Source organism: Pedobacter sp. 22226 (assembly GCF_052045455.1).
Lineage (GTDB): Bacteria > Bacteroidota > Bacteroidia > Sphingobacteriales > Sphingobacteriaceae > Pedobacter > Pedobacter jeongneungensis.
Map to the genome: position 1 here is coordinate 119,598 of NZ_JBQEPB010000005.1, position 12,242 is coordinate 131,839.

12 protein-coding genes are annotated in these 12,242 nt (G+C 39.9%); 1 reads left to right on the top strand and 11 read right to left on the bottom strand.

All coding sequences use genetic code 11. The features are described 5' to 3' along the window. Nucleotides 1-19: 19 nt before the first annotated feature. Complete coding sequence (locus ACTJKC_RS12710; protein ID WP_440792376.1) at nucleotides 20-595, bottom strand: murein L,D-transpeptidase catalytic domain-containing protein; 576 nt, start codon at nucleotides 593-595, stop codon at nucleotides 20-22. A 94-nt stretch (nucleotides 596-689) separates the two neighbouring features. Next, nucleotides 690-1,049 (bottom strand): DUF1304 domain-containing protein, encoded by a 360-nt coding sequence (locus tag ACTJKC_RS12715; RefSeq protein WP_344852744.1) that lies wholly within the window; start codon nucleotides 1,047-1,049, stop codon nucleotides 690-692. 418 nt (nucleotides 1,050-1,467) lie between these two features. Between ACTJKC_RS12715 and dnaK the strand changes: the two genes are divergently transcribed. Then, complete coding sequence (gene dnaK / locus ACTJKC_RS12720) at nucleotides 1,468-3,372, top strand: molecular chaperone DnaK (protein ID WP_344852745.1); 1,905 nt, start codon at nucleotides 1,468-1,470, stop codon at nucleotides 3,370-3,372. A 313-nt stretch (nucleotides 3,373-3,685) separates the two neighbouring features. Here dnaK and ACTJKC_RS12725 read toward each other — a convergent pair whose 3' ends face one another. The 9 genes from ACTJKC_RS12725 to ACTJKC_RS12765 all read right to left on the bottom strand — a co-directional run bounded on the left by ACTJKC_RS12725 (nucleotide 3,686) and on the right by ACTJKC_RS12765 (nucleotide 11,953). Further along, nucleotides 3,686-3,832 carry a hypothetical protein gene (locus ACTJKC_RS12725; RefSeq protein WP_440792379.1) on the bottom strand — a complete coding sequence of 49 codons (147 nt, stop codon included), beginning with the start codon at nucleotides 3,830-3,832 and terminating at the stop codon, nucleotides 3,686-3,688. Nucleotides 3,833-3,950: 118 nt separating this feature from the next. Beyond that, entirely contained in the window at nucleotides 3,951-4,097 is a 147-nt protein-coding gene (locus ACTJKC_RS12730; RefSeq protein WP_440792381.1) for a hypothetical protein, read from the bottom strand. Between the two features lie 207 nt (nucleotides 4,098-4,304). After that, nucleotides 4,305-5,075, bottom strand: coding sequence for a phosphotransferase enzyme family protein (locus ACTJKC_RS12735; RefSeq protein WP_440792383.1), 771 nt, complete (start codon nucleotides 5,073-5,075; stop codon nucleotides 4,305-4,307). A gap of 6 nt (nucleotides 5,076-5,081) precedes the next feature. Continuing rightward, a complete protein-coding gene (locus ACTJKC_RS12740; protein WP_440792385.1) occupies nucleotides 5,082-5,381 on the bottom strand; it encodes a hypothetical protein in 300 nt (99 codons plus the stop codon). After that, entirely contained in the window at nucleotides 5,372-6,271 is a 900-nt protein-coding gene (locus tag ACTJKC_RS12745) for a nucleotidyltransferase family protein (RefSeq protein WP_440792387.1), read from the bottom strand. The genes ACTJKC_RS12740 and ACTJKC_RS12745 overlap by 10 nt, the downstream gene beginning before the upstream one ends. 113 nt (nucleotides 6,272-6,384) lie before the next feature. Beyond that, entirely contained in the window at nucleotides 6,385-7,959 is a 1,575-nt protein-coding gene (locus tag ACTJKC_RS12750) for a helicase HerA-like domain-containing protein (RefSeq protein WP_440792389.1), read from the bottom strand. A 97-nt stretch (nucleotides 7,960-8,056) separates the two neighbouring features. Continuing rightward, a complete protein-coding gene (locus tag ACTJKC_RS12755) occupies nucleotides 8,057-8,359 on the bottom strand; it encodes a chaperone modulator CbpM (protein ID WP_344852750.1) in 303 nt (100 codons plus the stop codon). A gap of 5 nt (nucleotides 8,360-8,364) precedes the next feature. After that, nucleotides 8,365-9,264 (bottom strand): DnaJ C-terminal domain-containing protein, encoded by a 900-nt coding sequence (locus tag ACTJKC_RS12760; protein WP_440792391.1) that lies wholly within the window; start codon nucleotides 9,262-9,264, stop codon nucleotides 8,365-8,367. A gap of 271 nt (nucleotides 9,265-9,535) precedes the next feature. Next, nucleotides 9,536-11,953: an alpha/beta hydrolase family protein gene (locus ACTJKC_RS12765; protein ID WP_440792393.1), complete on the bottom strand. Its 2,418-nt coding sequence runs from the start codon at nucleotides 11,951-11,953 to the stop codon at nucleotides 9,536-9,538. Between the last annotated feature and the right edge of the window lie 289 nt (nucleotides 11,954-12,242).

The window sequence follows — 12,242 nt, forward strand, 5'->3', positions numbered from 1 at the left end:
TAACTTTCCTTTCCATTAATTAAACATAAATCCAAAGCAAGACCGGTTTTTTCTTCGTTTTTAGCAGTGCATCTATTTTACTCATGGTAGCATCTGATAAAACAGGGCAGCCGGCACTTTGTCCGAATAAAGTTTGCGGATAAATTTCCTGGGCCGGAACTGGCGTGTAAGAATGTAAAACCACAATCCGTTTAAAAGCATTACTGTTTGTTTTTTCTAACCCATACATTTTATAGTGGAAATGAACGCCCCAATTGCTGTATGCGCGGCCTTTAACTTTGTATTTGCCCAATGAAGTGCAATAACTTCCTTCTTTATTGCTGAAAACCGGCTTGGTTGGAGTACTTCCACCGCCAACGCCATGGGCACATAAACCTTCGATGGTGATCTTTTTTTGTTTAAAATCGTAAACAAAAATCCTGTTTTTGCCCGAGTGGATACTCATATCAACCATAATAGCGATGGAAGTGTCCATGTTGTTTTTCTTGCAGAAAGTTAGGGCTTCTTTAATTCTATCGATATTTATTTTGTTGTTCTCAATAGGTTTAAACCCGAAGAGCGTAAATAAGATGAGAAGAGCGGATAATTTTAGCATACATAACTAATGTTGAGAAACATCTTAGTCGGTGCGGCACCGACCAATAGAAGGAGATTGACTTAGCCGGTATGATACCAACCAATAGCGTTGTTTATAAGTGCAATAAAATCAAGGCTACCAATGCCGGTATTGATTGCACATAAAGGATCTTTTTACTGGCCGTTGCGGCGCCATAAATGCCGGCGATAATTACACAGGTTAAAAAGAATATCGCTACATAAAATTTCCATTGATGATCGCTTATACATAACGACCAGATTAAACCCGCTGCTAAAAATCCATTATATAAGCCCTGGTTTGCTGCCAGAGTTTTAGTTGGCACAAATAAATCTTTCGGGATGGTTTTAAAAACTTTTGGTGCCCTGGTGGTCCATGCGAACATTTCCAACCAAAGGATATAGAGGTGAATGAAGGCTACTAAGCCGATTGCGATTTGAGCTGCTAATTGCATATAATAGGGATTACACTGATTTAAATGATTGCACAGATGGATTGTAATTTAAATATAGTAAACTTTGTGGTTATTTTTTGCACCTGCCCTTGTACATAAACCCGATAGGAGCGAACACGAGTGCAACGAAGTAAAGCGGATAGCGGGGCTGCTGCTCCCGACGAGATTCGAACTTTCATTTTCAAATCACTTTTAAATAATCTCTCTTTCAGCTTTAGTTTTCAGTCTTAATCTTCCCTCATCCATCTTCCATTTCCCATCATCCATCATTCTCTGTCATGCTGTCAGTAGATACCAGTCTCTTTTTTTACATTTTAACAGTCTTTTACCTATATTTTCTGCCAAAAACCAATTGGCACAAGCATTGTTTAACAGGAGTAGAAATTATAATACTTTAAAAAGAGAAATTAAAAATACAATGGGAAAAATTATTGGAATAGACTTAGGAACAACAAACTCTTGCGTGAGCGTAATGGAGGGCAATGAGCCTGTAGTTATCGCAAACAGTGAGGGTAAACGTACTACACCGTCTATTGTTGCTTTTGCAGAAAACGGTGAGCGCAAGGTTGGCGAGCCTGCTAAACGTCAGGCTATAACCAACCCAACAAAAACGATATATTCGATTAAACGCTTTATGGGTAGCAGCTACGACGAAAGTGCGAAAGAAGCTGGACGTGTACCTTATAAAGTAGTTAAAGGTGATAACAATACACCTCGTGTAGAAATCGACGACAGAAAATATACTCCACAAGAGATTTCTGCGATGATTTTACAAAAAATGAAAAAAACTGCTGAAGATTTCCTGGGTCAGGAAGTTACAGAAGCGGTTATTACTGTACCTGCTTATTTTAACGATGCACAACGTCAGGCTACTAAAGAAGCTGGTGAAATTGCAGGTTTATCTGTAAAACGTATCATTAACGAACCTACTGCAGCTGCTTTGGCTTATGGTTTAGATAAAGCACACAAAGACATGAAAATTGTTGTGTTTGACTGTGGTGGTGGTACACACGACGTATCTGTGTTAGAGTTAGGTGATGGAGTTTTCGAAGTAAAATCTACTGACGGTGATACACACTTAGGTGGTGATGACTTTGACCACATTATTATCGATTGGTTAACTTCAGAATTCAAAGCGGAAAACAACATGGACCTTGCAAAAGATCCAATGGCGTTACAACGTTTAAAAGAAGCTGCTGAGAAAGCTAAAATTGAGTTATCTAGCACAACTTCTACTGAAATTAACTTACCATATATTACTGCTGATGCCAGCGGCCCTAAACACTTGGTACGCACATTATCGCGTGCTAAATTTGAGCAATTGGCTGATAGTTTGATTAAACGTACTATCGATCCTTGTAAATCTGCTTTGAAAAATGCTGGTTTAAGCACAAGCGATATCGACGAAATTATTTTGGTAGGTGGTTCAACCCGTATCCCTGCTATTCAGGAGGCGGTTAAAGCTTTCTTTGGTAAAGAGCCAAGTAAAGGTGTTAACCCTGATGAGGTTGTGGCTATTGGTGCTGCTATTCAAGGTGGTGTGTTAACCGGTGATGTAAAAGATGTATTGTTATTAGACGTTACTCCTTTATCATTAGGTATCGAAACTATGGGTGGTGTAATGACTAAATTAATCGAGTCTAACACTACTATCCCAACCAAAAAATCGGAAACTTTCTCAACTGCAGCTGATAACCAGCCTTCGGTAGAGATCCACATTTTACAAGGTGAGCGCCCTATGGCCGGTCAGAACCGTACAATTGGCCGTTTCATTTTAGATGGTATTCCACCAGCACCTCGTGGTGTGCCTCAGGTAGAAGTATCATTCGATATTGATGCCAACGGTATCTTACACGTAAGTGCAAAAGATAAAGCTACCGGTAAAGAGCAAAAAATCCGTATCGAAGCATCTTCAGGTTTAACTGATGCTGAGATCAAAAAAATGAAAGAAGAAGCTGAAGCTAATGCTGCAGATGATGCTAAGCAAAAAGAAGAAGCTGATAAAATCAACGGTGCTGATGCATTGATCTTCTCTACTGAAAAACAGTTGAAAGAGTTTGGTGATAAATTATCTGCTGATAAAAAAGCACCAATCGAAGCTGGTTTAGAGAAATTAAAAGCAGCTCACGGTTCACGTAACTTTGCAGATATCGATGCAGCACAAGCTGAATTGCAAAATGCATGGAACGCAGCATCTGAGGAAATGTACAAAGATGGCGGTCAGCCTCAAGGTGGCGAACAACCACAAGCTGATGGTCAGCCTCAGGGTGGTGGCGATAACGTTACCGATGTTGATTTTGAAGAAGTAAAAGAAGATAAATAAGTCTTGAGTCTTCAGTCCTGAGTCGAGAGTCTTGGGAGGATAAAAATAGAAAGCGTTCCTGATTAATTTCAGGAGCGCTTTTTTTGTGGGCTAAACCTCGAGGGGCTCAAAAAGGGCTTATATGTTCTCCTATGTCTTATATGGTTCAAAAGATTTTGGAAATGAAGGGTTCCGTACTTTTAGGAAACAGCAGCCCCGCCATTCGCTACTTCCGATGAAGGATCGGAATCGCTGCTGTCGGGTTTAGAGTGCAGGGCTTGTGGTATAAAAATCCCGCATGTTGTACAAAGTACTTATATGTTTCTTAAATGTCTTAAATGGTGAAATAATCAGGAAATGAAGGGTTCCGTACTTTTCGGGAACTGCAGCCCCGCCATTCGCTACAATCTTTTTTAACTTCTGTCATGCTGAGGTACGAAGCATCTTTTTCATCGTTTACGGTTGCTTCGTGCCTCAGCATGACATGATATTCAGGGTGGCTGCAAACAAAAAGGATTTTGCTGCTGTCGGGTTTATTGAGGAGGGGTTATAAAAATCCCCGCATTTTGTAAAGAGTACTTATATGTTTCTTAAATGTCTTAAATGGTGAAATAATCAGGAAAAGAAGGGTTCTGTACTCTTCGGGAACTGCAGCCCCGCCATTCGCTACAATCTTTTTGAACTTCTATCATGCTTAGGTACGAAGCATCTTTTTCATCGCTTAGGGTTGCTTCGTGCCTCAGCATGACAGGATATTCAGGGTGGCTGCAAACAAAAAGGATTTTTGCTGCTGTCGGGTTTAAAATGTAGGACTTATGATATAAACCTTGCAGGTTTGAAAAAGCACTTATATGATCCTTAGATGTCTATATGGTCAATATTGCAGTAGGTTTATTTTTAATATTGTATTTCGTAGCGGGATGCTACAGTCAGGCTTAGGTGAAGAACAATTTCTAAACCAAATACTCTTCAATAATATCCTGTAATTCTTTTTCGTTTACAGCTAATTCGTAAAGCAATTTAAACTGGTTTTTAACGCGATCTAAGTTTTGTGCAGGATAACTTGTTGGGTAATACTTGTTTCCGCTTAAAAAATCGGTTAAAAAGCGTAAGGCCTGCATGTAAATCATGTATTTGCCCGAAAATAAGATAAGCTCCTTTTCTGTTTCCGTTAAAATACCTTTCATTTCAGATAAATAACCCTTTATCATCGCTTCGAAATAAGGCAAACGAATTTTGATCTTATTCAGATCGGTTTCATTTTCGGAGAAAGCACAGAGGTAGGTACGCATCATATCGCCCAGATCGGAAATAAATTTGCCGGGCATAATCGTATCCAGATCAATTACGCAGATGCCTTCGTATGTTTTGCTATCCAATAACACATTGCTGATTTTCGTGTCATGGTGCATTACACGGTCAGGGAAATCGGTGCGATGTGCATATGAGTTAAAATAATCTAAAATGTACTTATGGCTTAATGCATCTCTGATTTGTGTACTCGCCTGCTCTTTTTCAGGTTCTGATGCCTGGTTTAAGGCTTCCATAAATTGCTCATACCTTAAACCTAAATCATGAAAACCCGGGATGGTTGGCTGAAGTGTTTTCGCATCAAATCGATTCAGCAGTCTGCTCAGCTTACCAAATTGCCTGGCAGCTTCATAGGCTTGTTTAGGATCAGCAAGCACATCCAAAGAGATGGTATTGGGCACAAAAGGAAGCATCCGCCATTATTCGTTGCGGATATGTGCCATTTCTTCGCTGTTAATCGTAGAAACAGGTTTTATAAAAAGGTATTCGGGATAATTAACGGTGAGGTAATCTGCAATTGCCCTAAGGTTATTGGCAATGGCCTGTGGTGATTGAAAAACGGAAGTATTGATGTTTTGAAGGATGTATTTCCGTTCTTCGCTTTGGGGCGAAAGCAAATAAGTACGGTTAATTAAACCCGTACCTATTTGTGTAATTTTTGTATTTTCTTTAGTATATCCGTAGGCTTTTAAAACTTCGGAATCTAAATTTAGTTCCATAGTTTTTCCGGATATGTTCCGTTCTTCACTAATTGGTCAATACTGTCCTGAACATATGGTTTATCTTCCTTATAAGTTACACCGAACCATTTGTTAGGCGTTTGCACTACTTTAAAGGTTGCGATATTTCTTTTTACCAGGTTTTCGCCGATTAGCGGAATAAAAAATTCAGCTTTTGGCTTGTCTTTATTTGCTTCTGCAAAATCCCTGAACATTTCTTCTGTAATTTTGAAAACTGCTGGTGTAAAGCCCCAGAAATTCATCGAAACCGGTGTTTCGTAAGCTAAAGGAAATTCTTCACCATTTTCTTCGTAAAAAATACTGCCATCTTTTGGATAAACTTTAGTACGTTCTACAATTTCTTCCAGGTTACCTGATGCGTCAACTTTACAAACACCACGCGAAACAGCACCAAACTCAGATAATGTTTTGCCGATTTCGTAACCAATGATTGAATAATTACTGTCGCTTACTTCTGTGGTTAAGAAATCAACCATTTTTTTAAAGGCATCGTAACCATAATAATCATCTGCGTTAATTACGCAGAATGGTTCTTTAATTACATTCCTGCCCGAAAGGATTGCATGGGCAGTACCCCAGGGCTTTTCTCTGTAAATTTCTTCTTCGATACCGAACTGTTTTAAATCGAAATTCTGAAAAACGTAGTCAGTTTCAATTCTGCCTGCAAGTTTAGGCTCAAAAATAGCTTTAAAGTTATCTACAAACTCTTCTTTAATGATAAATACAACTTTACCAAAACCTGCATTTATGGCATCATATATCGAATAATCGATAATGGTTTCGCCATTAGGGCCAAAACCATCAATCTGTTTCATACTTCCGTAACGGCTTGCCATACCTGCAGCCAATATTAATAGGGTGGGTTTCATTTATTGTTCTTTATTTGTGGGACGACCTGATATGATTAAAATATCTATTTAATCATGCCGGGTTTATTGCGAAATTAATAATTTGCGTATTTTATTAGGTTAATTAATCTTTTTTAGAAGCCAAACAATCCTCCGCCGGTTTTCGACCGTGTTTTTTTTCCGGTTAACATGCCGAAAATACCACGGACAATCTCCTTGCCGATCTGGCGGGTGATGGTTGCACCCATAACCTGTTCAACCAGGCTTTTTTCACCCGGCTTCGGTTTACTTTCCTGTTCGGCCTGCTTTTGGGCTTCTGCTTCTTGTTTTTGTTGTTCGGCTGCCGCAGTTTGATCGTTAATGCGTTTGGTTAAAATTTCGTACGCGCTTTCCGGATCAATGGCATCTTTGTATTTCGTGTACATCGGACTGGCGTGAACCAGCTGCTCGAAATCTGCAGCAGTAAGTGGTCCCATAACAGCTCTTGGCGGGGTTAGCAGGGTTGCCGATACTTCCGTTGGGATACCCTTCTCATTCAGTACGGTAACCAAAGCCTGTCCGGTTCCTAATGAGGTTAATATTTTATCAATCTCGTAGAAATCTGATTTTGGATAAGTATTAACCGTCTTTTTCAGCGCATCTACATCATTTGGGGTAAATGCCCTTAATGCATGCTGTACGCGGTTACCCAACTGACCTAAAACACTTTCAGGGACATCGCTGGGAGCCTGTGTACAAAAGAATACGCCAATACCTTTTGAGCGGATTAACCTGATAATGGTTTCTATCTGTTCTAAAAATGCTTTTGATGAGTTTTTGAACAATAAATGTGCTTCATCAAAGAAAAATACCAGCTTTGGCTTATCTAAGTCGCCAACCTCCGGCATGGTATTAAATAACTCGGCCAGTAAGCTGAGTAAAAATGTAGAATATAATACGGGCTGGTTCTGAACATCGGCAATGTTTAATAAACTAATGGTTCCTTTACCATCAACCCGTTCGAAAAGATCTTCAATATCGAATGATTTTTCGCCAAACATACCGCCTAATCCCTGCTGTTCTATAGCAACGATTTTTCTTAACATGGTACCTGATGTGGCTGTTGAAATACTGCCATAACTGCTTTTAATTTCGGCAGCACCTGCACCCTCTGATAAATAGGAAATCAGTTTTTTTAAATCATTTAAATCAATAATGGGCATTTTGTTATCATCGGCATATTTAAATATTACCGCCATTACACCTGCCTGTGTATCGTTTAAATCTAAAATTTTCGATAAAAGGGTAGGGCCAAATTCGAGAACGGTTGCACGCATCTGGGCACCCATTTTACCGGAAAGTGAATAAACCTCGATTGGAAAACCGGTTGGAGTAAAGGGCTTATTAAGCTGCTGGGCCCGTTCCTCTATTTTAGGGTTAACCGCACCGGGCTGGTTTAAACCAGACAGATCGCCTTTAACATCTAACATAAAAACAGGAACTCCGGCATCCGACAGCTGTTCTGCCAGTAATTGTAGCGTACGCGTTTTACCTGTTCCGGTTGCTCCGGCAATCAGGCCGTGCCTGTTCATCATTTTTAGTGATAAATTAACTTCGGCTTCGCTGTAAATCTGTCCGTCTAAAATTCCGGCGCCTAAATAAATGTACGAGCCCGTTGGGGCATAGGATGATTTTATTTTTTCGATGAATTTTGAAGAAAGATCGCTCATTTTTTAAAATTAGACTGCCAATTTAAGAAAGATATCTTAAAAAGGTAGTGTTTTTATTACCACTTTTGATGCAAAATATTGCACAAACGGTTGTTTATTAGTGCTGATTGAGTTGCTTATAATAATTTAATTCGTTCTGAAGTGTGGTTATTTTTTCCTGCATATGCTGCAATTGATTTAGCAAATGGGAAACAGCATGAATCCCCTCTAAATTGATTTCGAGGTCTTGCGCCAGGCGGAGATACTGCTCCAGTTTAGACAACTCATCTACAGGTAAAAAAACCGACTGCTTTTTAATCGTTGTACGAATTAGTCCAAAATCTTCGAGAGACTGGATAAAATTAATTTCCACATGATGATAAGCACAGATATCTTCTACTGATATTAAATTGGTTTCCATAATGGTTAGAATTTGGAAAGTTTTTCGAATAGTTCCTTTTGCTCAGGATTTAAGTTGGTGGGTAGTTTTACCTGCCATTTGATGTAAAGATCGCCGAACTGGTTTTCTTTTTTATACACAGGAAAACCTTTGCCTTTTAAGCGCAGGGTGGCATCTGGTTGTGTACCTTCAGGTACTTTTAGTTTTACCTTGCCGTTAAGTGTTTCTACAATTTTTTCTCCACCTAAAACCGCAGTGTACACATCTATTTCTTCCTGAATGTAGATGTCGTTTCCTTTCCGCTTGAATTTAGGATCGTCGGTGATGTTGAATTTGATGAAAAGATCGCCCGGAGGGCCATTGTTAACGCCCGGTGCACCATAGCCCGGAAGTTTAATTTTTTGGCCGTTTTCTACCCCTGCCGGAATGGTAATACGTACCTGTTTGCCATTTACGGTTAAAGTTTGTTTATGTGTAGTATAGGCATCGAGCAGGTTGAGCTGCAAATCGGCATTATAATCCTGACCTTTGAAAGGTGAATTACGGCTGCTTCTGCCACCACCACCTCCAAACATGGATGAGAAGAAATCAGAAAAATCATCTCCGCCAAAACCTCCTGAATAACTGCTGCCACCACCATAACCTCCACCTTGCGATTGGTATTGCCTTTGCTGCTGTTGCTGGGCATCTAACTGATCGGCATGCTGCCAGTCTTTACCATATTTATCGTACTTCTTCCTTTTCTCCGGATCACTTAAAACCTCGTTAGCTTCATTAATCTGCTGAAATTTCTTGTTGGCTTCCTCATTATCCGGGTTGAGATCAGGATGGTGTTTTCTGGCTAGTTTTCTATAAGCTTTTTTAATATCCTCAGTTGTTGCATCTTTCTTTAAATCGAGGATTTTATAATAGTCTATGTAGTCCATATTGGCTTAACAAATAAGTAAAGGTAATGTTCAGTTTAATGGAATAAATGTAAGGTTTAAATGCGGAAATGTGCATAGGGCAAAAAGTGAATAGCATGGAGTACAGGGGAGAGGAGAAAGGAGCGGATAAGGTAATCAGGCCAAATATCGGATAAAGGCAAAGAATGGATGATGTATCAGTTTGAAATGACTAGCGTAATCCAATAGAAAGGTTGTTAACAAAAAAAGTGCTCCATATAGAAGCACTTTAATCGATAAAGGTAGAGAGAAATTATTTTTTGTTTTTTACATATTTTTCTAACCACTGGTCTTGCTCCCAAAGCATGTGCAACAGGTTTTCTTTACCACGGTAGCTGTGTGCTTCGTAAGGTAAAAATACAAAACGGGTGGTTCCGCCTGCTCCTTTTATAGCATTGAACAAGCGTTCGCTATTGATAGGGAAAGTGCCGGGGTTATCATCAGAATCGCCGTGGATCAATAATATCGGCGTTTTAATTTTATCTGCATAGCTAAACGGACTCATTTCGTAATACAATTGAGGCGCCTGCCAGTAAGTACGTTCCTCATTCTGGAAACCAAAAGGCGTTAAGGTACGGTTGTAAGCACCGCTACGCGCAATACCTGCAGCAAAAAGATTGGTATGCGCCAATAAATTCGCTGTCATAAATGCACCGTAACTGTGGCCGCCAACTGCCATACGTTTTTTATCGCCAACGCCTAAATCAGATAGTTTATTAATTGCTGCTTCGGCATTTAACTGTAATTGATCTACAAAAGTATCGTTTGGTTTTTTACCATCTTTAGCTACAATTGGCATTTCGGCATTGTCTAAAACGGCATAACCACGGGTTACCCAAAAAATAGGAGAGGCCCAGCTAATGGTGGTAAACTTATCTTTCGATCCGCGGATCTGTGCAGCATCTGCAGCAGAATTAAATTCGCGCGGGTATGCCCATATTAAAGCTGGCAGCGGTCCGTCTTTTTCTTTATTGTATCCTTTTGGTAAATACAGATCGCCGGTTAAATCTACTCCATCAGCACGTTTATAAGAAATTTTCTCTTTGGTAATGCCTTCTAAAGATGGGTATGGATTGGTGAAGCTGGTAATCGGCTGATCGGCAATACGCAGCATCAAATTTTTGATAAAATAATTCGGAACCAGTTTCTGGCTTTCTTTACGGGTAATTAAAACCAGTTTATCAGGGTTGATCACATCACTTACATATTCGAAAGTACCCTCTGCACTGCGCCAGATAATTTCATTCTTTTTGGTGGTTAAATCGAATTTAGCAAGAAAAGGTAAATCTCCTTTTTCTGATGAACCTACAATGTTATTCATTAACAGCTTGCTGCCATTATCAACCGTTTTAATTACCTGACGACCGTATTTATTTTTAACGGTAACCGGTGAGCCCGGGTTGCCATAAGCATCGGTTTGGTTGCGGCTATATAATTCTTCTACAGCACCTGTGGTTGGGTTGTAACGGCTTACTTTACTGGTTTGTTTACTACGTAAACCTTCTGAAATTAATGCCAGGCTGGCATCGCCCCATTGTACGCCACGGTAACGTGTTTGTGTTTTAAATAATTCTTTCTCTGTTCCGGTGAAAGGTGCGCTCAGGGCATAAACAGCATCGTGAAATGGAACATCTTTTTTAATCAAGCCGCTATCTAACGGTTTGCTCCAAACCAGTGTGGCCGGTTCGTCGTCGCGCCAATCGAAACCACGAGCTACATTTTGAGTATTGTCATAACCTGATGGTGTACCTTCTGATGAGGGCAGTTCGGCAATAACTTTAATGGTTTTGCCCGTTAAATCGGTAATGCTTACTGTTGACGGAAAACCATAAGCCGACACGAGGTAAGAAAAAGGCTTACGGATGGTTTCTACCATCATATAATTTTTATCGGGCGATAAACTCGTTGAACCATAAATGGCCGGTTTACCGATTGGGGTTTCTACACCAGCGGTATTTTTAACCAATTGTGAGGTCGCAAAAAACTCGAATAACTGTTCATCAAAGGGCGATTTAATTAAATCCTGATAGGTAACACTTGGTGCAGCTTTACCTAAATTTTGTTGAATGGTTGGGCCCTTAGGCATCAATGGTTTTGTAGGCGCTGCGCTTGCCGGTTTGGTTACGGTACGGTAAATAATGGTATTGTCGTTTAACCAGGTAAGGCCACTGCCTAAAACTACGTTTAAAAACGCTTTATTGGCTTTAGTTGCTTTTTTTGTAGCCAGATCGATGATGTAAAGATCTACTCCTTTTGGTGTGGTATGGGTAAATGCAATTTTGTTTTCAGAAGGGTTCCAGCTGATGTTGCCTGCAAATAATGGGGTTGGCAAACCAGCAACCTGAAAACTCTGGTTGGATTTAATATTTTTAAGACTGAAATTATTGATATAGGTTTGCCTGCTGGGCGAATAATTATTCGGGTTTAACCTTAAGCCTGCAATCCGGTATTCGGGCATAGCTAACTCTTCCACTGAAGGATAGGAGTTACGTTCGCTGAATAAGATCCATTCAGCTTTACCATCAATACTTACACCAGGTGTTGGCTTTGCAAGTAACAGATCGGCGATTTCTTTCGGTGGGGTTTGATAGCTGATGGCACCCTGGGCTGTCGCATTAAGCGATGCACAAGCGCCTGCTATTAATAAATAGAGGTGTAATTTTTTAATCATTTCCAGTTTTTTGTTCGAAATAAGGACTGATCAAATATTGCAAAATTTAACTTATTGTAGCGTAACTTCTTATTTACATGGTAATCGAACCGCAAAGGAGTGCGGGCGTAAGCTCAAAGGAAGCAAAGGTTTAGAATTTAATAGCATAAAGGACTATTCCGTGCTAATCTGTGCATCCGTGGCCATTAAATAATTGTAAAAAAAATACGGGTCTTAGCGCGACGCTAAGACCAGTAAGTAGATTTGTTTCGTTAGATTTCTCGACTTCGCTGCACTCCGCTCGAAATGA

Bases quoted from the DNA above. Each gene is read 5' to 3' on its own strand.
- ACTJKC_RS12710 (WP_440792376.1), bottom strand. From the start codon at position 595: ATGCTAAAATTATCCGCTCTTCTCATCTTATTTACGCTCTTCGGGTTT.
- ACTJKC_RS12715 (WP_344852744.1), bottom strand. From the start codon at position 1,049: ATGCAATTAGCAGCTCAAATCGCAATCGGCTTAGTAGCCTTCATTCAC.
- dnaK (WP_344852745.1), top strand. From the start codon at position 1,468: ATGGGAAAAATTATTGGAATAGACTTAGGAACAACAAACTCTTGCGTG.
- ACTJKC_RS12725 (WP_440792379.1), bottom strand. From the start codon at position 3,832: ATGCTGAGGCACGAAGCAACCGTAAACGATGAAAAAGATGCTTCGTAC.
- ACTJKC_RS12730 (WP_440792381.1), bottom strand. From the start codon at position 4,097: ATGCTGAGGCACGAAGCAACCCTAAGCGATGAAAAAGATGCTTCGTAC.
- ACTJKC_RS12735 (WP_440792383.1), bottom strand. From the start codon at position 5,075: ATGCTTCCTTTTGTGCCCAATACCATCTCTTTGGATGTGCTTGCTGAT.
- ACTJKC_RS12740 (WP_440792385.1), bottom strand. From the start codon at position 5,381: ATGGAACTAAATTTAGATTCCGAAGTTTTAAAAGCCTACGGATATACT.
- ACTJKC_RS12745 (WP_440792387.1), bottom strand. From the start codon at position 6,271: ATGAAACCCACCCTATTAATATTGGCTGCAGGTATGGCAAGCCGTTAC.
- ACTJKC_RS12750 (WP_440792389.1), bottom strand. From the start codon at position 7,959: ATGAGCGATCTTTCTTCAAAATTCATCGAAAAAATAAAATCATCCTAT.
- ACTJKC_RS12755 (WP_344852750.1), bottom strand. From the start codon at position 8,359: ATGGAAACCAATTTAATATCAGTAGAAGATATCTGTGCTTATCATCAT.
- ACTJKC_RS12760 (WP_440792391.1), bottom strand. From the start codon at position 9,264: ATGGACTACATAGACTATTATAAAATCCTCGATTTAAAGAAAGATGCA.
- ACTJKC_RS12765 (WP_440792393.1), bottom strand. From the start codon at position 11,953: ATGATTAAAAAATTACACCTCTATTTATTAATAGCAGGCGCTTGTGCA.